14 protein-coding genes and 2 pseudogenes are annotated in these 23,359 nt (G+C 48.2%); 14 read left to right on the plus strand and 2 right to left on the minus strand.

The window, feature by feature from the left end; genetic code table 11:
• Nucleotides 1–104: 104 nt before the first annotated feature.
• Nucleotides 105–1,859, minus strand: coding sequence for an Rqc2 family fibronectin-binding protein (locus ACE5KN_RS22265; protein WP_375524145.1), 1,755 nt, complete (start codon nucleotides 1,857–1,859; stop codon nucleotides 105–107).
• 452 nt (nucleotides 1,860–2,311) lie between these two features.
• Here ACE5KN_RS22265 and ACE5KN_RS22270 point away from each other — a divergent pair, with 452 nt between their 5' ends.
• Both ACE5KN_RS22270 and dapF read left to right on the plus strand, forming a co-directional pair.
• Nucleotides 2,312–5,104, plus strand: a complete 2,793-nt coding sequence (locus ACE5KN_RS22270; RefSeq protein ID WP_375524146.1) for a calcium-translocating P-type ATPase, SERCA-type — start codon at nucleotides 2,312–2,314, stop codon at nucleotides 5,102–5,104.
• A 161-nt stretch (nucleotides 5,105–5,265) separates the two neighbouring features.
• Nucleotides 5,266–6,102, plus strand: coding sequence for a diaminopimelate epimerase (gene dapF / locus ACE5KN_RS22275; protein WP_375524224.1), 837 nt, complete (start codon nucleotides 5,266–5,268; stop codon nucleotides 6,100–6,102).
• A 229-nt stretch (nucleotides 6,103–6,331) separates the two neighbouring features.
• Here dapF and ACE5KN_RS22280 read toward each other — a convergent pair.
• Nucleotides 6,332–7,676, minus strand: a pseudogene (locus ACE5KN_RS22280) (IS3 family transposase).
• 297 nt (nucleotides 7,677–7,973) lie between these two features.
• Between ACE5KN_RS22280 and ACE5KN_RS22285 the strand changes: the two are divergent.
• From ACE5KN_RS22285 to ACE5KN_RS22340, 12 genes and pseudogenes are all read left to right on the plus strand, one after another.
• Nucleotides 7,974–9,500, plus strand: a complete 1,527-nt coding sequence (locus ACE5KN_RS22285; RefSeq protein WP_375524147.1) for a response regulator transcription factor — start codon at nucleotides 7,974–7,976, stop codon at nucleotides 9,498–9,500.
• A 48-nt stretch (nucleotides 9,501–9,548) separates the two neighbouring features.
• The gene (locus ACE5KN_RS22290; protein WP_375524148.1) at nucleotides 9,549–11,372 is read left to right on the plus strand and encodes a sensor histidine kinase; all 1,824 of its coding nucleotides are present in this window, start codon (nucleotides 9,549–9,551) and stop codon (nucleotides 11,370–11,372) included.
• On the plus strand, nucleotides 11,362–12,903 hold the full coding sequence (locus ACE5KN_RS22295) for a response regulator (protein WP_375524149.1): 1,542 nt from the start codon (nucleotides 11,362–11,364) through the stop codon (nucleotides 12,901–12,903). Before ACE5KN_RS22290 ends, ACE5KN_RS22295 begins: the two co-directional genes overlap by 11 nt.
• A gap of 178 nt (nucleotides 12,904–13,081) precedes the next feature.
• A complete protein-coding gene (locus ACE5KN_RS22300; RefSeq protein WP_375524150.1) occupies nucleotides 13,082–14,758 on the plus strand; it encodes a type 2 periplasmic-binding domain-containing protein in 1,677 nt (558 codons plus the stop codon).
• A 147-nt stretch (nucleotides 14,759–14,905) separates the two neighbouring features.
• Nucleotides 14,906–15,871 (plus strand): ABC transporter permease, encoded by a 966-nt coding sequence (locus ACE5KN_RS22305; protein ID WP_095286681.1) that lies wholly within the window; start codon nucleotides 14,906–14,908, stop codon nucleotides 15,869–15,871.
• 112 nt (nucleotides 15,872–15,983) lie between these two features.
• A complete protein-coding gene (locus ACE5KN_RS22310; protein WP_375524225.1) occupies nucleotides 15,984–16,823 on the plus strand; it encodes a carbohydrate ABC transporter permease in 840 nt (279 codons plus the stop codon).
• A gap of 53 nt (nucleotides 16,824–16,876) precedes the next feature.
• Nucleotides 16,877–17,500: a beta-xylosidase family glycoside hydrolase gene (locus tag ACE5KN_RS22315; RefSeq protein ID WP_375524226.1), complete on the plus strand. Its 624-nt coding sequence runs from the start codon at nucleotides 16,877–16,879 to the stop codon at nucleotides 17,498–17,500.
• Nucleotides 17,501–17,559: 59 nt separating this feature from the next.
• On the plus strand, nucleotides 17,560–18,594 hold the full coding sequence (locus tag ACE5KN_RS22320; RefSeq protein ID WP_375524151.1) for an endo-1,4-beta-xylanase: 1,035 nt from the start codon (nucleotides 17,560–17,562) through the stop codon (nucleotides 18,592–18,594).
• A gap of 70 nt (nucleotides 18,595–18,664) precedes the next feature.
• Nucleotides 18,665–19,651: a glycoside hydrolase family 43 protein gene (locus tag ACE5KN_RS22325; RefSeq protein ID WP_375524152.1), complete on the plus strand. Its 987-nt coding sequence runs from the start codon at nucleotides 18,665–18,667 to the stop codon at nucleotides 19,649–19,651.
• Nucleotides 19,652–19,902: 251 nt separating this feature from the next.
• Nucleotides 19,903–21,438, plus strand: coding sequence for a glycoside hydrolase family 43 protein (locus ACE5KN_RS22330; protein ID WP_375524153.1), 1,536 nt, complete (start codon nucleotides 19,903–19,905; stop codon nucleotides 21,436–21,438).
• Nucleotides 21,439–21,700: 262 nt separating this feature from the next.
• Nucleotides 21,701–21,868 (plus strand): annotated as a pseudogene (locus ACE5KN_RS22335) (extracellular solute-binding protein); the annotation flags it as partial.
• Nucleotides 21,869–22,179: 311 nt separating this feature from the next.
• On the plus strand, nucleotides 22,180–23,196 hold the full coding sequence (locus tag ACE5KN_RS22340; RefSeq protein WP_375524154.1) for a hypothetical protein: 1,017 nt from the start codon (nucleotides 22,180–22,182) through the stop codon (nucleotides 23,194–23,196).
• The last annotated feature ends 163 nt before the right edge of the window (nucleotides 23,197–23,359 follow it).

A 23,359-nucleotide genomic window follows, 5' to 3' on the forward strand; every position in this document is an offset into this window, starting at 1 on the left:
TTAACATGTGAAGACAAATCTTAACAAAAACAGAGGATGAAGCCGCGCAAATTGCGCATCGGCTTCATCCTCTGTTTTTTTAATATATAAGCAGGAACAGGCTGTCAGCTGCTTTTTACCTTGCCGGGAAGCCGTTTGACAAGCTCTTCATCCGGCGTAATGTACAGCGTCCGCTGATGATCGTAGATGACAAAGCCTGGTTTGGCGCCGCTCGGCTTGCGGACATGGCGGATCAGGGTGCAGTCGACGGGAACGCTGCTCGATTGCTTGGCCTGGCTGAAGTAGGCGGCAAGCTGCGCCGCTTCCTCAAGGGTAGCATCACCGTAGCTCTCCGAGCGGATCACCACATGGGAGCCCGGGATATCCTTGGTGTGAAGCCATGTGTCATTTGGCCCGGCCAGCCGGTTGGTAAGATATTCGTTCTGCAGGTTGTTTTTGCCTACATAAATCTCGATTCCCTCGGAAGAAATATACTGGTGCAGCGCTGGGCGGTCGTTCTTTTTCTTCTTTTTGACCTTCTTGGCCCGGTCCCGCAAATACCCCTGCTGCACGAGCTCTTCCCGGATTTCTTCAATATCGCTCATGGACGCATGCGAGAGCTGCTGAAGCAAATTGTCGATATAGGCGATTTCCTCATGGGTTTTCAGCTGCTGCTCCTCAATCACAGCCAGGCTGTTTTTATATTTATTATATTTTTTAAAATAACGCTGGGCGTTGTCGGAGGGGCTGAGCAGCGGATCGAGCGGAATGGCGATCTCCTTTTGCTGCTCGTCGTAAAAGTTGACAAGCACGGCCTCCTGATCCCCTTTGGATATGGCATGCAGAGAGGCAAAAAGCAGCTCCCCGTAAATGCGGTACTGGTCCGCATCCTCAGCCTCCTCCAAATCCCGCTGCAAATTGTCGAGCTTTTTCACGTTCTTGCTGCGTTCATTTTGCAGGAAGCGCAGCAGGTCGCTTACCCTTTGCTTGACGCTGTCGCGTTCCGCCTTATCTCCATAAAAATCCTCCAGGCATTGGCTGATGGAGTCATACGTCTTTGCTCCACCTTCAATCAATCTCAAGGGGATGGCGGAGAAAACGTCCTTTCCCTTCGCATTCAGGCCGGATACAGGCTGGTAGCGGTGCCCCCGGACATTGCTCATGATATCTGAAAAAGCCTGCCACAAACGCTCAGCATCCTCCTTCTGTTCACTGGAATTCACACCTCCAGCTTCTGCTGCCCGCAGCGCAATCTCTGCGGCAATCAGGGGGCTGACCCCTGTAAAGGTGTTCACGATCCACTGTGCCGCGTCTGCCTGCTCCATCTGGAAGGTCTCCATAAAAGCGGTCTTATCCGTCTCCAACGGGTCAAGCTTGTGCTGCTGCGGGGGTTCCGTGTAGGAAAATCCCGGCATGACCACACGGTAACTGCTGATCGCAGGCGTTACATGATGAATGCCGTCAAGAATTGTATTTGATGCCGGGTCTACCAGGATGATGTTGCTGTGCCGTCCCATTAACTCAATAATGATGCGTTTCTGGGAGAGATCACCCAATTCGTCGCGCTGCCTTATATCCATATGGATGATGCGCTCCATGCCGACCTGCCGGATGTCTTCGATAATACCGCCTTCACAGTGCTTGCGCAGCAGCATGCAGAACATGGGCGCTTCTGCCGGATTGATAAAGGTCTGGGCCGTAAATTGAACGCGCGGATAAGTGGGATTGGCCGACAGCAGCAATTTTCCGCTTTCTCCCTGAATCCGCAGGTTAAATACAATGTCCCTTTCATTGGGCTGGTGAATTTTATTAATGCGTGCGCCGCGGCAGCTCTGCAGCTCATGCACGATGGCGCGCGTAACGATTCCGTCTAATGCCATAATTTGCAATTCTCCTGTCATGAATGATAGAGGTAGTTCAAAAAGTCATCTTTTGATCACGAAGGAAGTCAGGGAACGAACTCGACATCGAATCTTGAATTCAGCCGGGCCTTCCGATGCTCACGTACCCCAAGTACGCTCCGCTCCTCAGTCCCTATCTTCATTCAAGCTTCTCGGTGCTGAAAACCTGACTTTTTGAACATGTACTGATAGATAGCAGTCATTGAACCGGATATATATATGAATTACCCGTCTCTATATGATACATAAGTTTGGCCCAAAACATAAGACCAGCCTCTGTGATAATTATAGCCCTGTCCGAATAGATTGAAGTTAGAGGCTGTCCGGCCGCTGTGAACAGGCAATGGAAGTTGAAAGGACAATGTGCCGGACGGAACCGCATCAGCCGACGAACGAACGGATTATGAGAGACCGGGAGGGGAAACGGAAGAATGGAACAAAAGCATTGGCACCAATTAGGCGCAGAGCAGCTGCAGTCGAGCTTGAATGTGGATCCGAAGCGCGGTCTGACGGGAGACGAGGCAGCGCTCCGTCGCAAGGAGGCAGGCTGGAACGAGCTTTCGGAGGGAAAGCGCATTTCGCCGATCACACTGCTGCTGAATCAATTTAAAGATTTCATGGTGCTTGTCCTCATGGGCGCGACGCTTGTGTCAGGCCTGCTGGGAGAGTACCTTGACGCCATTACCATCATCGCGATCATACTGCTGAACGGATTGCTCGGTTTTGTTCAGGAATTTCGGGCAGAGCGCTCGCTGCGTGCGCTCAAGCAGCTGTCCGCCCCGTCCGCCAAGGTGATCCGGGACGGAAAAAGCATGCTCATTCCCGCAAGAGAGCTTGTTCCGGGAGATATTGTACAGCTGGAAAGCGGAGACCGCATTCCGGCCGATCTTCGGCTGTTTCAGACGAGCAGCTGTGATGTGGAAGAATCGGCCCTGACCGGTGAGTCGGTACCGGTAAGCAAGCACAGCCGGCCGATCCCGGCGGAAGAGGTACCCCTCGGGGATATGAAAAATATGGGCTTCATGGGCACCATGGTCACACGGGGAACGGCCAAAGGCATTGTCGTCCGCACGGGCATGGACACGGAAATGGGCAAAATCGCAGATCTTATCCAAAACACCGAAGCCCAGGAGACGCCGCTTCAGCATAGACTGGAGCAGCTTGGCAAAATTTTGATTTTGGTGGCCCTGGCCTTGACTGTGCTCGTAGTAGTTGCAGGCATTATGCATGGACAGCCAGCAGTCGCCATGTTTCTTGCAGGGGTCAGTCTGGCGGTGGCGGCCATTCCGGAAGGGCTGCCTGCGATCGTTACGATTGCCCTTGCCCTTGGTGTCCAGCGCATGATCAAACGCAAGGCCATTGTGCGCAAGCTGCCTTCTGTGGAAACGCTGGGTTGCGCCTCGGTTATCTGCTCCGACAAAACAGGAACGCTGACGCAAAACAAAATGACGGTTACCCGGCTATGGATGGGCGGACGCGAGCTGCAGGTTACAGGTGAAGGATATGAGCCGGCAGGAAGCATTCTTGCAGGGAGCCAGCCTGCCGATCTGAAGAACGATGAGGCGCTGCACAGGTTGCTTCAGGGCGCGGCCCTGTGCAACAATGCGGAAATCGCCCTGGCGGAAGCAGGCGGAACCCGGGGGAAGAAAAAGAAAGGGGAACAGGAGCTGCTGCCCACGTGGGAGCTCAAGGGTGACCCTACGGAAGGCGCCCTCGTCACGCTCGCAGCCAAAGGCGGAGTCACGCAGCAGGAGCTGGCGGAGAGCTATACGCGCGAGCAGGAGTACCCTTTTGATTCGGAGCGGAAGCGGATGTCCGTATTGGTTGCGAACAGCAGCGGCGAGCGCTTCATCTTCAGCAAGGGTGCTCCGGACATGCTGCTGGAGCAGTGTTCCCGCATTCTGTGGGAGGGCAAAGAAATTCCGCTGACGGGCACGCTGCGCCAGAAGGTGATGGCGGCGAATGAAGGTTTGGCCTCCGATGCCTTGCGGGTGCTCGGGATCGCTTATCGCGAGCTGCGTTCCCATGAGCATATCGGCAGCGAATCCGAGGCGGAGTCCCAACTCGTGTTCATTGGTTTGACGGGCATGATCGATCCTCCGCGGCGCGAGGTCAGAGAGGCGATATTGAAATGCCGCCGCGCCGGCATCCGCACGATCATGATTACAGGCGATCACGGCACAACCGCCGAAGCGATCGCGCAGCAGCTCGGCATTCTGCAGCGCGGTTCACAGGTGCTTACAGGCCAGCAGCTGAACAATATGGACGAAGATGCGCTGGATAAAGCGGTGGACAGCACGTCCGTCTTCGCAAGAGTGTCGCCGGAGCATAAGCTGCGGATTGTTAAATCGCTGCAGCGCAAGGGTCATGTAGTCGCGATGACGGGTGACGGTGTCAATGACGCGCCTGCCGTCAAGGCGGCCGATATCGGTATCGCCATGGGCATTACCGGGACGGATGTTACGAAAGAAGCGGCTGCGCTGGTGCTGAATGATGACAATTTCTCGACCATTGTGGCGGCCATTGAGGAAGGGCGGAGCATCTACGAAAATATCCGCAAGTTTATCCGCTATCTGCTTGCTTCCAATGTCGGCGAGATTCTTACGATGTTTTTCGCGATGATGGCCGGGCTGCCGCTGCCGCTGCTGCCCATTCAAATTTTGTGGGTCAATCTGGTTACTGACGGGCTGCCGGCCATGGCGCTCGGGGTTGACCAGCCCGAGAAGGATCTGATGGAGCAGCGCCCACGCGGGGCCAAGGAAAATATTTTCGCCCGCCGGCTTGGCTGGAAAATTATCAGCCGCGGTCTTCTGATCGGCCTTTGCACGCTTGCCGCGTTCTGGCTGACGCTCCGAGTGGCTCCAGACAATGCGGCACAGCTGGCCAAAGCACAATCCGTCGCTTTTGCCACACTGGTATTGGCTCAGCTCATTCATGTATTTGACTGCCGCAGCTCCAGATCGATCTTTCACCGCAATCCGCTGCAGAACGGTTATCTTGTGCTGGCTGTGCTGTCTTCGATCGTTCTGATGCTGGTCGTCATGTACTTCGAGCCGCTGCAGCCGATCTTCAAAACAGTGCCGCTGGGCATGCGCGAATGGGCTGTTGCCATTGTATGTGCGGGCATTCCTACATTCCTGATGGGTGCCGGCAGCGTATGGGGCGGGCGTCGCAACCGCCGCAGAAGATCTTTCCTGCAGAGCAACCCGAATCTGTCCGCATAACAGAGGTAGTTCAAAAAGGGAACCTGCGGGAACGATTGTGTACAGCTCTTTCACCCAGGCTTGGCGATGTGCTATCATGAGCTTATGATCGGTAAGGTGCCGGCGCTGTGCGCCGGCGGCTGCCGACCGGATTGAATGCAGCCGGCAAGGAGTGGGGAAGCTTGCAATTTACGAAAATGCACGGATTGGGCAATGATTTTATTATGATCTACGGGGAGCAGGAGCTGCCGAAGGAAGCGTCTGATTGGGCTGTAAAATGGTGCAGCCGTTTTTTTGGCATTGGCGCGGACGGGCTGGTGTTCATCCTGCCCTCGGAGCAGGCTGATTTCAAAATGCGAATTATCAATTCAGACGGCTCGGAAGCGGAGCAATGCGGCAATGCAATTCGCTGTGTGGCCAAATATGTCTATGATCATGGATATACGGACCGGGAAACGCTGACGATTGAAACGTTGGGCGCGGGGGTTCAGCAGGTTGATCTGACGATAGAGAACGGCCAGGTGAGCCTCGTGCGGGTCGATATGGGCGAGCCTGTACTGGACGGGCTGCTTATTCCGACGGTGCTGGATGAGAAGCCGGTGCAGAACCGGCTGCTGGAGGCAGGCGGGTCCGCTTTCCGCTTTACGGCCGTATCGATGGGCAATCCGCATTGCGTCATTTATGTGGACGATGCGGCGAAATTTGATCTGAATACCTGGGGGCCTATTCTGGAGGTTCATCCCCTGTTTCCGAAGAAGACAAATGTGGAATTTGCAACTGTGCTCGACCGCCGGCGCATTGAGATGCGCGTATGGGAAAGAGGCGCGGGTCCTACGCTGGCCTGCGGCACGGGAGCGTGCGCCACGCTCGTCTCGTCAGTATTGAACGGATATACCGGCCGGGAGGCGATTGTCAGCCTGAAGGGCGGAGATCTGTGGATCGAGTGGGATGAACGGGACAACCGTGTCTATATGACAGGTCCGGCGGAGACGGTATATACCGGAACCATTCAAGTGTAACAAGCTGATACTGGGATAATAGACGGGGCTGTTCATAATTGCTTCTCAATTGCAAACAAGCAGCCCTGACTACGAAAATCCGCATGATTTAAAAGAGCGAGTATTGGTGGTCGGAAATCCACCAACACTCGCTCTTTCTCGTTTAGGCTTTAGCCGGTTGAGCGCGTAAAACGCGCGAAACAAAAAACCACCCGTTATGAAGTGACCCCCAAAAGTTAGACAGTATAGGTTAGACTGCTTTCAAGGCATGATTTCGGTACTGTACCGGGCTCATGCCTTTTAGCCTCGCTTTAATACGTTTGTTATTGTAATACTTGATGTATTGATCAAGCTCTTCCTTGAATTGCTCCATGCTTTCAAATTCTTGGGTATATAAAAATTCGGATTTTAGAATGCCGAAGAAATTCTCCATAACAGCATTGTCGTAGCAGTTTCCTTTACGAGACATACTTTGAGTTATCCCGCGTTCTTTTCATGTTTTTTGGAATTGCCGCATCTGGTAGTGCCAACCCTGATCCGAATGGATTAGGAGTGTATCGTCTTCTTTTAGATGTTCCAACGCCTTATCTAACATCTTGGAAACAAGAGAATACACGGGACGAGATTCCACAGTGTACGTAATGATTTCACCGTTAAATAAGTCCAACATCGGGGATAAATACAACTTCTCTCCGAATAATTTGAACTCCGTAATATCCGTTACCCACTTCTCATTAGGCTTCGTAGCGTGGAAATCTCGATCTAAAATATGGGGTGCGATCTGACCTACTGTGCCTTTGTATGAACGATACTTTTTCATTCGGACCCCACATTTTAATCCAAGCTCATCCATGATTCGTTGCACTTTTTTATGGTTGACTTTAAGCCCTTCATTGTGCAATTGATCGCGAATTCGGCGATATCCATAACGACCTTGATGTTCATGGTAAATAGCTGTGATACGGGCTTTTAAGCCCTCATTTTTATCTGGCCTTCCCAGTGTGTTTACCCAGTAATAGTATGTACTGCGTGGGATCTGAGCCAGTTGTAACAAGTCAGTAATGGGGAACTCCAGCCTTAGCTCAAATACTACTTGCGCTTTGTCTTGCTTCGTGATTTTTCCTTGCTTTGAACTAAGGCATTCAACTTTTTAAGTAGGCATTCTCCATACGTAGGCGTTCTACTTCTGCTTGCAACGCTTCGACAGAGCCTTCGACTGGCCTTGGTTTCTTTTCTTCTTTCATCGATGGACGCCCCTTCTTTTTTGGGTTTAGGGCATCTACTCCATCCGTTTTGAGTTGGTTCTTCCAACTTAAAAGCATGGAGTGCGTTGGAAGGTTGAAGATCGCAGCCGTTTCGCGGATAGACGTCCCATGTTCGTTCATATAACGAAGTACCTTTAGTTTATCTTCCTGCGAATAAGTTGTATAGCTTCTAACAAACGCACTTTCACCATGATATTGATACTGTCGAGTCCACGTCTGAAGCATGCTCTTGTTTATGCCTAAGCTTTTCGCTATGCTTCCCTGTCCTTCTTTTCCTTCAAGATATCTTTTTACAGCAAGTAATTTTTGTTGTGCTGTTAATTTGGCCATTAAAAAAACTGCACCTCCAACTGTTAGATGTGTCTAACAATTGGGGTGCAGTTCTTTGGACGGGTGGTCATGATTTTTCCTTACCTGGTGAATACTGCAAGTCGAGGACATGCAATTGCTGAAGGCCCGTCGATTCACTTTGAAAACCGTTAGGTGTGTTGTAATGGCATGGCTAAGAATTCAGGAGCTTCGAAATTACCTTGCAATTGTCCGGTTAAAAGTTGTGCTCACGTATGATAGTATGGGAATAAAACGGGTTCGTTCTACAGAGAAAATCATTCATAAGGGGGAGTACGAATGATGAATGTTCTGTTGGTGGATGATGAGCCGTGGGTACTCGAAGGCCTGAGAACCATGGTGAATTGGGACAAATACGGTTTTCGCATCTGTGGTGAGGCGGAGAATGGCAATGCCGCCTGGTCCATGATCGAAAGTCTTCAACCGGATCTGGTATTTACAGATATTCATATGCCCTCCGTGAGTGGCCTGGAACTGATCGACCGTTCCAAGCATGAGCTGGCCAAAGCACCCCGATTCGTTATCTTAAGTGGGTATGACAGCTTCGAGTATGTGAAAACAGCACTGGAGCAGAGAGTAGAGGATTACTTGCTCAAGCCTATTGATGAGATCGAGATAGAACACGTATTGGAACAGATGGGGCGTAAAATTCAGGAAGAACAAATTTCGGCGGAAGTACACCAGCGTGATCGTGCCCTGTATGTGAATTGTTTGTTTGATCGCCTGATTCAAGGGGAAGACAGCAGGGAGCTGCAGAACGAAGTGAATACTATGCTTCAAATGAATGGTCATGAAAATATGGCCTGTCTTCTAATTGCGACGGATATCAGTAAAAATGACGTAAAAAAGCGAATACACGCTTATAGTGGTGTCCATTGGTCGGAACCTTTTATGGATGCTGAAGGAAACCTCGGAGTGTTCGCTGCCGATATCGATAATTCCTTGAAGCTCCTTGAGTCAATGGGCAGAAATATTGTGGAGACCCATGCTGGTCATTCGTCCATGATTGTGGCTGTTGGACATCATTCGGGCACAGAATTCGGTATGCGGTCAGCCTACGAGAAAGCTTTGTTCGCTCTGAGATGGAAGCGTTATCATGGAGAGGGCGGATTTGTTCATCATCAGGATCTGCCGCAGAGTGACCCATTGGCCAGTGTAAATCAAAAAGCTTTAGCCAATCTGATGGAAGTCATTCTTTCTGGTGAACAGGATCGGTTGGAAGGGAAGATTCAAGCACTTCTTGCTGATCCTGACTTAGGATTGCCTTTCTCCAATATGGAATACGTCCGGGTTCAATTGCTTGCCCTTGAAATGAGTATTCTCAAGGAGTTGAAAGAGCTTGATGGCGATACGGGCAGTTTTATGCTTCACGTTCAAAATAAGGCAGGCGGGATTACTAAAATCGACTCCTATCCGGCATTTCGGGATTACGCTCGTGTGTTATGTTTGAACGCTTTGGAGGCGCTGCAGGAGCGGAGAAAAGAAAAGGAATGCAGCACCATTTTTCGTGTGGTGCAATATGTCAATCAGGAATTCCGTAAGAAACTGCAGCTTCAGGAGCTCGCACATCAATTTCATATGAACGCCAATTATTTGGGGCAGGCATTCAAGCAGCAGACGGGCAAAACGTTTCGGGAATATTTAAACGATAAACGGATTGAGGAGGCAAAAAGGCTATTACGCCAAAGCTGCGCATGCATTGCTGACATTGCAGTACAGTCTGGTTATCCGAATGCAGACTATTTTGTAAGTCAGTTCAAGCGAATGACGGGCATGGCACCTTCTGCATATCGTAAACAGCAATAGATCCCCCCGAGAGATGAGAAGTACGAATGAAGGATGGCGATAGCAAACATGTTCAGAACAATCCGTTTTCGCAGCATCGTGAACGATATACCCTTGAATTACAAATTTATATTGATATATGTCATTGGTATCTTGCTTCCGATCTTTGTAAGCAATGTTTTGTTTATGGATCGTATGTCAGGGTTAATCAAGGAACGGGAAGAGCAGAATTTACAAATCTCACTGGAGCGTGCAAGAAAGGATATTCATACGATGATTGATGGTGGCATCGCCGTCAGTCATGCCTTGATTACGGACAAGCTGTTGACCGAATCCATGGATCGGGTGTATGACAGTCAGCTGGATTTCTATAACACACTCGATGATCAGCTTCGTCATCGGGTGACCTCCTATATCCCTGTGAACAACCAAATTCAGCGAATAGGGGTTTACACCGAAAATCCGACCATTGTACCTGGCGGGGATTATTATGTTCTTGATAACGACGTACGCTCCGAAACCTGGTTTAAGCAGTGGAAGGCTGCTGGGGAAACCTTAAAAGTGCTTGCATACCGTGATCAGGCAACGAATGATCGTGCTGCAACCTCTTCGTATTTAAGCGTGATCGAAAAAATGGATTACTACAACGCCGACAACTCTTATCAGAAGTTGGTACGCATCGATTTCTACGTTAGTCGCTTCTATGATGTGATTGCCAGAGAAAAGAGCTCTCTGGATCTGTATCTGGTGAATGCCCAGAATCAAATTATTGTATCTGCGGATGACAAGTATCAGGGGGAGCTGGAGAGTAGTTATGCTTTGTTTGATATGAGCAAAGCGGCAGAGAAGGACTTGCATGTCGTTCCAATCGGTAGTGCTAGTTATGTGAAAGGTTGGAAGCTTATTGGTGTTCCTCAGGAAACACGTGTCAAACAAGCAATGTTATCCATGCAGCTTTATTTTGGGATGCTGGCCGGGATTATTACTCTGATCACTTCCATTTTCATTTATGTCATGCTCCGTTCCTACAATTATCGTGTCAAGCGGCTGTCGAGACATATGCAGAAGGTGGGTAACGAGAAATTCGAACTAATTAACATGGATGGTGGACATGACGAGATTGGGCATTTGATTAGCAATTTCAATATGATGACGGCACGAATCCATTCATTGATCAACAACGTGTACAAGCTTGAAATTCAGCAGCGAAGCCAGGAGGCTGAACGCATTCGAGCTGAGCTTAACCTGCTGCAAAGCCAGATGAATCCTCACTTTTTATTTAATACGTTGAATGCACTGCTTGTGGTTAGCACCAAAAATAACTATGCGGACGTGAAGGATATTATCAAGGATCTGTCCAGGCTGCTTCGCCGTCTATTGAACTGGAGGGACGATGTGGTCACGCTGGAGGAAGAAATGAGCTTCACGGTCATGTACCTGGGTATTGAGAAATTCCGTTTCCGGGACAAGTTTGAATACTATATTGACATCACAGAAGAGGCAAGGGGATATAAAATACCCAAAATGAGTATCCAACAGCTGGCGGAAAATGCTTGCAAACATGGCATTCAGGCCATTGAGGGGCTTGGCTATGTGAAGATTCAAGCTGAAATAGTGAACGAGCATCTGCGTGTTGTCGTATCTGACAATGGAAAGGGCATGGACAAGGAACGGCTTCAAGAGGTTCTGTATCACATGCGAAGCAAGGAAGAGAGCGGTGGATACAATATTGGAATACGGAATGTGTATCGCCGTCTTGAATTGTACTACGACGATAAAGTGAATTTTAACCTGGTAAGCAGGATCGGGGAGGGGACTGAGGTATCGTTTGAAATCCCGTTGCAATTGCTGGAACGTCAGGATGTAAAAGGAGGTGTGGACGATGGCATTTAAAGTGTTGTTAATTGACGATGAGCCTTTGGCGCTTGAGGGTCTGCAATTATGGATACCATGGGAAAACCTTGGCTTTGAGGTATGTGGGGTCTGCGGAAACGGTTCGGAGGGCCTGAAACACATGGAGGAGCTGAAGCCCGATCTGGTCATGGTTGATATCCATATGCCGGTGATGAATGGCCTGGAGATGATTGCGGAGTGGAGACGCAGGGGCAACGATTCTACCAGATTCATTATCCTGACAGGATACAGTGATTTTGATTATACACGAAAGGCACTCAAATATAGAGTTTCCCGCTATTTGCTTAAACCGCTGGATGAGGAACAGGCCGAGCTGGAGATCCGTCAAATGGGACAGGAACTGGCTAAGGAGCGGGAACAACTATACGTGGGGCAGGTGGCACAGAGAGAGAAGGAAAATCTGGCGATAAAGGAGGCTCTAACAGGCAAAGAATTGTCCACAGAAGCTGCTGGTGTACTGGAGTCCTTGTCGCGCTCCTCTCATGGTTGGAATGTATGCCTCGTTCAGATCGCGGCAGAGGATTATTGCAGGTGGAGCACGGTTGCTGCGGAATTTCTGGACAGGTCAAAAGCCATGTATGTGATTCGCTTGCGAAATGATCTGGTTTCCATCGTGTTTGGGAGTGCTGAATCAGCCTCCCATGGCACGAGCTGTACGGCCAGACAGCGATTGGAGGAACTGGCACGCCGTCTGGCGGACTTTCGCGCATTTATGGCCATTGGTGAAGCGGTGTCTTCACTTACTTTCATTAATCATTCCAGGGTCACAGCAGAAAAAGCGCTCCTGCATACCTTTTATAATACGAATGGGAACGGCGTGATGGACTATGAGAGCCTTAAGGACCTTACGTTCCAAAGACATCATGATCAGGTAGAACTCGCAGCGAGAATTCTGGGGGCATTTCAACTCATTGATCACGATGCCTACAGGTCAGCCGCGGATTATATTGAGCAATCTTTTCGCCAGTTACGAATTCACCCGGAGGAGGCCCGTAAATACGTGATCTACCTACTTCATGAGATTCGAGCATATATGAGATCCGAACTGGCGGAGGATTCCGGTGCTCCAAATCGTCTGTTCGATATTCCGAATCTGGATGAACGCTTGCTGACATGGAATGATCTGATCGACATGCTGCAGTCGTGCGGACGAGTCTGTTTTGAACTTTTGCTTAAGGAGAATGCTTCCGAAACGCAGGGTATTGTACAGGATATCAACGATTACATTCATGAGCACTACCGGGAAGGCTTGAGCATTAAAATGCTTGCGGAGCGCTTCTTTTTGCACCCGGCTTACCTGGGACAGCTGCTTATACGAAAAAATGGCATTGGTTTCAATGAAATGTTACATAATTTGAGGATTGAGGAAGCTTGCCGATTACTCCAAATGAATCAATACAAAAATAGCGAGGTCTCGGAAAAAGTTGGATACTCTACCTACCATCATTTTTTGAAGCAGTTTGAAAAAAGGCTGAACATGTCTCCTAATGAATATAAGAAACATGTCTAATAAAATGCCTTTAGAAAATCGAGTACGGTTGAATCTATAGATTATAGAACGAAAACCTGAGTTTTTCTCGGAAAGAGCTATAATTCGGATGTATTTTCCATTTAGCATTAAATTTATAATGAAATCATTCAAATGAAAGGGCTTTCATTAAGGCGCAATCAAACTTTGGAGGTGCTTTATGGGGGAAAGTAAAAAGAAGTTTTTCCGTATGGGGGCAACCATGTTGTTGTCACTGAGCGTTGTACTGGCTGGTTGTTCCGGCGGTACAAAGGACCCAGGCAGTGGAGAAGAGGGAAGTGGTACAGAGGTAGGGCCTGACAATCCGATAGAAATCTCGGTATTCCTTAACGAGGCCGGACAGCAGCCAACCGCTGACAACAAGATTTACAAGAAAATGAAGGATGAGCTTGGCGTATCATTCAAGTTCGAATTTCTGGCCGGTGACAAAAACCAAAAGCTCGGCGTTATGATTGCTGGTGGGGATTATCCAGACCTGATCTCAGCTGATACCAAACTGACAGCTGCAGGTTCAGTCATTCCGCTTGAAGATCTGATTGAGGAACACGCCCCGAATTTGAAAAAACATTACGAGAAGTACTGGAATCAAATGAAGGACCCGAATGATGGACATATCTACTACCTGCCAAACTATGGTGCATATAACGGCGAAGTGGCTGACACTTATTACAGTGGTCCTGCGTTCTGGATTCAAAAAGCCGTACTGAAAGAGTTCGGTTACCCGACTCCAAAAACACTGGATGAATACTTCGACCTGATCGCGAAATACAAAGAAAAATATCCGACTATTGACGGCAAGCCGACCATCGGTTTTGAGATCCTGAACTATGACTGGAAAAACTGGGGTCTGCTGAACCCGCCTCAGCATTTGATTGGTCATCCGAATGATGGCGGAGTGGTCGTCAACGATGGCAAGGCGGAGATCTTCGCCGATAAGGATTATGCCAAACAGTACTATCAGAAGCTAAATGAAATCAATGCCCAAGGCTTGCTTGATAAGGAAGCGTTCGCACAGAACTACGACCAATATATGGCCAAATTGTCCAGTGGTTCCGTACTCGGCATGTTCGATCAACATTGGAATTTCCAAAGCGCGGAAGATTCCCTCAAAACGCAAGACAAAATTGAACGCACTTATGTAGGTTTCCCGCTTGTATATGACAGCAGCACCAAAGACTATTATCGTGACCGTGCAGCACTGAATCTCAACAATGGTTTCGGTATTACCGTGAGTGCCAAAGACCCTGTAAAAATCCTCAAAGTGCTCGACAAACTGATGGAGGAAGAATGGCAGAAAACATTCACTTGGGGCATCGTGGATGAAGATTATTATGTCAATGAAGAAGGCCGCTTCATGAAGACACAAGAACAACGCGACAATGCAGCGGATGCTGCTTGGAAGCTTGCCAACAAAGCAGATGCATTTTATGGAACTGCACCGAAAATGGAAGGGTACTTTAGCGATGGCAACGCAACTTCGGCAAGTAATCAGCCAGAAGAATACCAGGCAAGCTTGAAACCGTTTGATAAGGAAGTTTTGGATGCATATGGTTTCAACAGCTATATCGATTTTTTCAGTGCTCCACCAGAGAATCCGGTAACTTACCCTGCTTGGTCTGTCGATGTGGTAGACGGTTCTCCAGCCAAGATTGCCAATACGAAGTTGAACGAATTATCGACCAAATATTTGCCAAAAGCCATATTGGCCGATACATCAGAGTTTGACAATGTTTGGAACGAATACGTTTCCGAGATTCAAAAGCTTGACATCAAGGCATATGAAGATCGTATCAATGAAGTGTTGCAGTGGAGAATTGATAACTGGTCTGTGAAATAAAAACAATTTAGCGTCAGGAAGGAAGATAACCTTCCTTCCTGATTTTTTTGAAACATGATTATGGCAGATGTGTTCTTTTGAATTAGAATTCATGGTTTGTTTCGACGTTTTACTTTGATTATAAAGATGGATAGGGAGCTTGATATTATGGAGGAAATTGTAGTGGGTACCAAGCCGCTCCGCCCGAAGAAAAAACCGAAAATCAGGCGGATTACCTGGCAGAATATTAAAGCACAGAGACAACTCATTTGGATGTCTGTTCCTCTGCTGGCGTACATTATTGTCTTTGCGTATGTACCTGTATGGGGTTGGACGATGGCCTTTCAGGATTATAAACCGGCCCGGAGTTTCTCGCAGCAGACGTGGGTAGGATTTAAGCATTTTCAGTTTTTATTTACCGATGACAATTTTTTGCGAGTGCTTCGCAATACGCTAGCCATGAGTGTCATCAACATGATTCTGGGTTTCGTAACCGCTATTGTTCTGGCATTACTGCTTAATGAGATCAAAAAGGTCCTGTGGAAGCGGACGGTACAGACGATCTCGTATCTGCCTCACTTCTTATCATGGATTATTGTTACCGGAATCGTAGCGACATCGCTTGCTTCTGACGGTATTGTCAACGATATCCTGATGAAATTGCATTTAATTGATGAGCCTATTCTATGGCTGACGGAAGGCAAGTATTTCTGGGGTGTTGTAGCAAGCTCCCACATTTGGAAAGAAGTTGGATGGAGTACCATCATTTATTTGGCGGCTATGGCCTCGATTGACCCGGCACAGTACGAAGCTGCCGACATTGATGGAGCTAACCGTTATCAAAAAATGTGGAATGTCACCTTGCCGGGAATCAAGCCTACCATTGTCATCCTGTTGATTATGTCGATCGGGCATATTCTAGAGGCCGGTTTCGAGGTTCAATATTTGCTGGGTAACGGATTGGTTGTTGACTGGGCAGAAACGATTGATATCTTTGTGCTCAAATACGGGATTGCACAGGGTAACTATTCGCTTGCGACTGCAGGCGGTATATTTAAGACCGTGGTCAGCATTACGATGTTGCTTGTAGCGAATTGGACAGCCAAGCGGCTTGGGGAAGAGAGGCTCTTATAAGATGAAAAAAACACCATTGTCCGGTTTAGGAAATACATCGGCGCTTTCTGTACGCCGTCCTGGTGCCAGAGGCCTTGAACCGTTTCTGTTCGGCACCTTTAACACGATCTTCATGATTTTGCTCGTAATTGTGACGCTGTATCCATTTTTAAACACCATTGTAGTTTCGTTTAATGCAGGGAATGACACCATTCGGGGAGGCTTATATTTATGGCCTCGTGATTTCACCTTGCAGAATTACAAAGCAGTTTTTGCTTCGGGCACGATCTATAATGCGTTTTGGATATCAGTTGCGCGGACCGTACTTTCTACACTGCTTAATATTTTCTTGACCACCATGCTGGCCTATACGCTGAGCCGGCGCGATTATATCTTCCGTAAGCTGATTACAACTGTTTTTGTACTGACCATGTATTTCAACGCCGGTCTGATTCCAGGATACTTCCTCATGAAGGATCTGCATTTGATTAACTCCTTCTGGGTGTATGTCCTGCCATCACTGGTAAGTGCGTTTAACCTGATCGTCATTCGTACTTATATTTACACGATACCCGAAAGCTTGATTGAATCTGCGAAAATAGACGGTGCAGGAGATTTCCGGATTTTCTGGAAAATTATTTTCCCGCTATGTAAACCTGTACTGGCGACCATTGCGCTCTTTGTTGCCGTCGGGGCTTGGAACTCCTGGTTTGATGCTTTTCTGTACACGTCGTCTCGTCAAGAGCTCAGCACGCTGCAATATGAATTGATGAAATTGTTGTCTTCCAGCATGAACGCCAACAGCAATCCTTCCGTTGCCAATGGTATAGGGGCAGAGCATTCGACTCAGGTAACCCCAATTTCCATTCGTGCGGCCGTGACCATTGTGGCTTCCGTTCCGATTTTGCTTGTATACCCGTTCTTGCAAAAATACTTTGTCGTAGGACTTAATGTAGGGAGTGTGAAGGAGTAAATGTCACAGCTTCAAGTACAACAAATTCGCTATGCGAACCCGATTCTTCCCGGATTTTATCCGGATCCGAGCATTGTGCAGGCCGGGATGACTTCAATGAAGAACTGGGTCCGCAGTGGATGTTTGTGCGCAATCCGTCAGAAGGAGCATGCTCCATAACGGATAACCCGGGTTCTCTGACACTTTACGGGCAGGAGGCAAATCTCAGCGACGTTGGTCAGATTACGTTTATTGGCCGTAGACAGCAGCATCTTCAGGCTTGCTACACAACCAGCATGACATTTGTGCCGACTGCTGATGGAGAAGAAGCGGGCATGTGCATTCGCCGGGATGAGGATGCGCATTATGAGCTTGGTGTTAAAAGGTCGGAAGGACGCAACCTCATTTTTGCCCGTCTGACGGTACGTGGAGAGTCGAAAATCGTGTGCCAGAATGAGACTGAAGCAGAGCAGCTGTTTCTTCGGATTGAATCAACGGAGACGGACTATAAACTGAGCTGCTCCTTGGATGAACAGGACTGGGTAAGTCTTGGCACGGGTTCAGCACGGGCCATCTCTCCGGAGGACTTTGTGCATAAAATGTGCTTTACCGGAGCGGTAGTCGGGTTATATGCCACTGGCAACGGCCAGGCAAGTCATACACCTGCAGGCTTCGATTGGTTCGATTATGAAATCTAGCTAACTGATCTAACGTGACGAACTAATTTGCTTATTCGGTAATCAGGAGGAGGGGAATTATGGAATCCAGGCGTGAAGAGGAATCATTGAAGGCTTTATATAAGGATGCTTTTCATATCGGTGCAGCGGTTAATCCCCTGACGATCGACAGCCAGCGCTCGCTGCTGGCCTACCACTTTAACAGCTTGACAGCAGAAAATGAAATGAAATTTTCAAGCCTGCACCCGGAGGAGAATCTGTACACGTTCGAGAACGCAGACGTCATAGCGGCGTTTGCCAGAGAGCAAGGGATGGCACTGCGAGGACATACGCTGGTCTGGCATAATCAGACTCCCGATTGGTTGTTCGAAAACGAAACGGGCGGAAAGGCGGAGCGGGATCTACTGCTTGAACGGCTTCGCTCGCATATTCAGACTGTCGTCGGCAGATATAAGGATGTTATATACTGCTGGGATGTTGTGAATGAGGTCATCTCTGATGAGAATGATGAAAGTGCATTTCTGCGGCCTTCCAAATGGTTGGATATTGTCGGGGAGGACTTTATTGCCAAAGCATTCGAGTTTGCTCATGAAGCAGATCCACAGGCTCTCTTGTTTTATAACGACTACAACGAGTCCAACCCGCATAAGCGGGAGCGCATTTACCGACTTGTTCGTTCACTGCTGGATCAAGGCGTACCGATTCATGGGGTAGGTTTGCAGGCACACTGGAATTTATACGACCCCACGCTGGACGACATGCGTGCTGCCATTGAGCGTTATGCGAAGCTTGGCCTTCAGCTTCAGCTCACTGAACTTGACGTATCGGTATTTCGCTTTGACGACCGACGTACGGAACTGACTCGTCCTGAGAAGGGGATGCTGGAACTGCAAGCCGAGCGTTATGAATCCATTTTCCGTCTCCTTTACGAATATCGTGAACACATCAGTGCCGTCACATTCTGGGGAGCAGCCGATGATTATACCTGGCTTGATCATTTCCCGGTCAGAGGCAGGAAAAATTGGCCATTTTTGTTCGATGAGTCGCATGCTCCCAAACCGGCTTATGAGCGCGTCGCTCAAATTCCGAAGCGTGCTGCAATGGAGAAAAAGTGATACTTATATCGTTAAAGCGTCCGAAAATAAATTTGGAATTGAATCATCTCTTTTGAAAGGGAGTATTTGAATGTCTGAAGTGCCTAAACCGCATCAACCGTTAGTCACCCACATCTATACTGCAGATCCATCAGCACATGTTTTTGAAGATCGGATCTATATCTATCCATCTCATGATCTGGATCATGACGGTCCGGTGAATGACAACGGAGACCAATACAAAATGGAGGATTATCATGTATTGTCCATGGCCGACCTGAATTCGCCGGTCGTGGATCATGGCGAGGTGCTGCACGTTAAGGATGTCCCGTGGGCATCCAGTCAGATGTGGGCGCCAGATGCTGCATACAAAAACGGAAAATATTATCTGTTTTTCCCCGCACGCGATCATGATGGCATCTTCCGGATCGGCGTAGCAACAAGCTCTTCTCCCCAAGGTCCATTCCAACCGGAGGAGCAGTACATCCCGGGCAGCTTCAGCATCGACCCTGCCGTATTCATTGATGAGGATGATGAAGCCTACATGCTCTTTGGGGGCCTGTGGGGCGGTCAGTTGGAGAAGTGGCAGACGGGAAGCTACGTGGAAGATGCTGAAGGTCCTGCTCCGGATGCGCCTGCCCTTGGCCCACGAATTGCCAAGCTCAGCGAGGATATGCTCACTATGTCTACGGAAGCATTGGAAATTGTAATCCTGGATCAGGAAGGCAAGCCGCTTACCGCGAGCAACGAAGAATGCAGATATTTCGAAGGACCATGGATGCACAAGTATAATGGCAAGTATTACTTGTCTTACTCCACGGGAACAACGCACAAGCTGGTATATGCTACAGGTGACAATCCTATGGGACCATTCACGTTCCAGGGCACGATATTACCGCCTGTTTTGGGATGGACAACACATCATTCCATTGTTCAATTTGAGGATAAATGGTATTTATTTTATCATGACTGTTCCCTGTCCGGCGGTGTCGACTACAAGCGCTGTGTCAAATTTGCCGAACTGACGTATAACTCCGATGGAACCATTCGCATGATTGATCCATGCCCGGAAAAATAGCAAGTTTAAGGGAGGCCTCACGGGCCTCCCTAGTTATATAATCATACCTTGAAGCTGCCCTTTAAAATCTCTTTTTTTGGGCATGTATTTGGTTTTAAAGTGAAAAAATCACATTAGCTCATCTATTTTTGAAAGCGATTAATTATTGACGATGGCATGGGAATTTATTGTGCTGCAATCGGAAGTGGAATCAACCTTCATTATCATGGAACATGTAAATATATTCAAAAATAAGCGGGGTGTATTAAGGCATGGTTCATCCCAATCCGATTCTATGGGCCGATTATCCGGATCTCGATGTCATCCGCGTAGAAGATACGTATTACATGGTGAGTACGACAATGCATATGATGCCAGGATGTGTCATCCTGCGTTCATATGATCTGATGCATTGGGAAGTGGCAACTCATGTGTATGATAGACTGGATGACACACCCGCCCAAAGATTGGAAGACGGCAAACAAATTTATAGTAAAGGAATGTGGGCAGCTTCACTTCGGTATCATCAAGGGATTTTTTATGTAATCTTTGTAGCTAATGATACGCGAAAGACGTATTTGTACACATCTTCATCTATATCAGGGCCATGGAACAAACGCATTGTTGAGGGCTTTTATCATGATTGCTCTCTTTTCTTTGATGATGACGACCGGATATATCTGGTACATGGCAATACCGAAATTCATCTGATCGAGTTAAAGGCTGATCTGTCAGGACCTAAACCGGGGGGATTGCAGCGTTTAATCGTAAAAGAGCGAGAGCCTTACCATCTGGGATACGAGGGTGCCCATTTCTATAAAATCAATGGGAAGTATTATGTGTTCCTGATTCACATTTCGAAAGAGGCGGGACGAAGAACTCAGGCTTACTTCATGGCGGATACGATAGACGGTGAATTTGTCGGTGGGGAAGTTTTTAACGATGATATGGGTTATTTCAATTCAGGTGTTGCGCAAGGTGGGATTGTTGATACACCGGAGGGAGAATGGTATGCCATGCTGTTTCAGGATCATGGTGCGGTGGGGCGTATTCCAGTACTTGTTCCCGTGCATTTTGAAGACAGTATACCCGTTTTTGCAAGCAAGGCACCAAAAGAAATCGATATTCCCAGCACAAGGCCGGATTATCATTACAGCCCACTGGTAGGCAGCGACGATTTCAGTTATCACATTGGAGAAGACGGTAGAGTACGCCTGCGTGATTTTTGGCAGTGGAATCATACGCCCCATGATGAGCTTTGGACTGTATCCGAGAAGCCTGGTACATATCGTATTCGGAGCGGTCAGCTCAGTCCGAACTTAACGTTTGCCGTAAATACACTAACCCAGCGCGCGATGGGACCTGCATGTACGGTTAACGTGACACTGGATGGCAGCGGATTAAATGATGGCGATTATGCAGGAATTTGTTTTTTAATAGGAACTTACGGTCTGATTGCGTTAACTAGGGATGAGGGACAGTTTTACCTTGTCATGCATGCACGGGAAAGTGAGGATTCCAGCATATTCGGGAATTTGATTGACCAGGAGCCTGCGACGGAACATGCACGAATCCCCGTAGCCGGGCCGGTCGTTACGCTCCAGGCGTCAGGTCATTTTGTGAACAATCAGGATGAGTGTTCTTTTGCCTATCTTGATGGTACGGAGTGGAGGTCAATTGGCATCCCCCACAAGATGTTCTATAAATTGGACCATTTCATGGGCTGCCGGATTGGCCTATTCCTCTATTCAACGAAGGTTATTGGAGGAAAAGCCGATTTTTCCAATTTCGAATACCAGGTCGTCTAGGCAACAAACACACAATGGTATACAAAAAGTCGCCTGGTGGCGGCTTTTTGTACGCCTACAGATAATTGAATATCGAAACAGAACAAGATGGACCTTAATTCTGCTCCTTGCGGTGCTCATGCCTGTAAGCCTTATGCAAGGAATGTCGGAGCAGACGCAACCGTTACCCGCGGGGCAGCAGGGAAAGCCTTCTGAGGAGGAAGGAAGATATGTTCCGTCCATACAAGTCACTTTTGTCAGGGAAACAGAGGAGGAACTGGACTTGAACATATCGGAAGCGTTCACCGAAGGAGACCCCGATGGTAACGGGAAAAACGACACCTACGGAATGGCGATGACGAGTTATTTGTGGGATCCAATCATGGGCGTATCCGGATTCATGGCCGGTTACGAAGCTTATCCGAATATCTGGATCAAGGATAAAAGTGGAAGTGACAAATTACACTGAGCCTGAACAGATTTGTGGTCAGGCTAGCGTCTTTAGGCGCAGTTTGGCAACAGGGGGTTATACCCCAAGAGCAAACCACCCGTTGGACGGGTGGTCATGATTATCTTTGGCCCGAAGTGTTAACAGCGATTGCAGGAATGCTTCGTCCTCGGAGCGTCTCACAACTTTCGAAAGTATGCCCCAGGTCATCATATGACAGGAATTTTTGTCGCATTTCAGAAACTCCTGTCTGTTTTGCATGCAAAAAAACGTTATAATCATAGATATTGAGCGAGAAGGAGGCGGTAAGACGAATGCGGAAAAAAGGATGGTTAGTTGCAGCGACGGTGGTGATTTTGCTTATGACTGCGGTTCCTGCTCAAGCGGCATCTGTTCCTTCAACCGGAGAAACGACGGTCAAAACCGTTTCATCTCTGACACCGACGGTAACCAGCCGTCTGGAGGAGGCTGTGAAAAAAATGGCCGGGAGTGAGCCTTTCTCTTTTGATACAGTCATGGATATGGGGAAAACATGGATCGTTGAAGGCGAGCTGAATGATGGGTCGGCCGTATTCCAGACGGAATACAATAAGGTGAACAGCAGAGTAGAGTCCACCACCTTAAGATACAAAATAGGGAGTATGGACCAGGTGCTGCCTTCCGAGTTGAAGAAAAAAGTGCTCAGTGCCATTGAATCCTTTGACAAGAATAAAACCCTGGAGTTTGAAGCGTTTTGGCGCGTGCATTCACCTTATCAGAACAATGAACCGAAGGACTACTGGGTATTCTGGGGAGCGGGAGACAGCTCTTCATCCCTGTATGTGGACATTGCAGACGAAAACCGCATTTCCATTCATGCGGAATATGCGCTCGCAAATGTGGACTCCAAGCTGGTGACACGGGCGGAGAACGCCCTCCGGAACACCTGGGGCAAATCGGTTGCCATCGCCCATGCCTCGCGGCATAAAGACGAATCAGATGGGGGATTTTACTGGCTGTTCGAGGATGCAAACGAATCAAGCAGCGTTAAGATTGGGGCCGTGACGGGAAGAGTGCTTGAGGTATCCACCCCTCAGACGGACTGGAAGAGCGACCGCGACTTTGCGGCATCGTTCTCGGTGCCGAAATATACGCCTGAGCAAGCCAAGAAAGCAGCGGCAGTGATAGCAAAACGGTTGTTTAACATGAGCTTGTCCGGCTACACAGTAAAGATTGATAAGAATACCTACACCTTCACCAGAAAAGGGCAGGCTGCTCTCATCGCCAAAATAAACAAAAAAGGTGTCTTTTATGAACTGAGCCTCTTCCCGTCCAACGGAAAGCTTCAATAGGAATGTTAATCTTTTGTCTTAAGATTCCAGAAAGTATAAAGTTCTTGGTATAAGCTTCCTGGAATCGCAAGAAAAACTACCGCTAAACGCGGTCTGTCTTCTTTGAGTGTACATCGATAGATGTTTTTCTTATGTTCCGGTGAGGTTTATGTTACATTAGATG

Origin of the sequence: Paenibacillus terreus (assembly GCF_042138595.1) — a bacterium.
Classification (GTDB): domain Bacteria; phylum Bacillota; class Bacilli; order Paenibacillales; family Paenibacillaceae; genus Paenibacillus; species Paenibacillus terreus.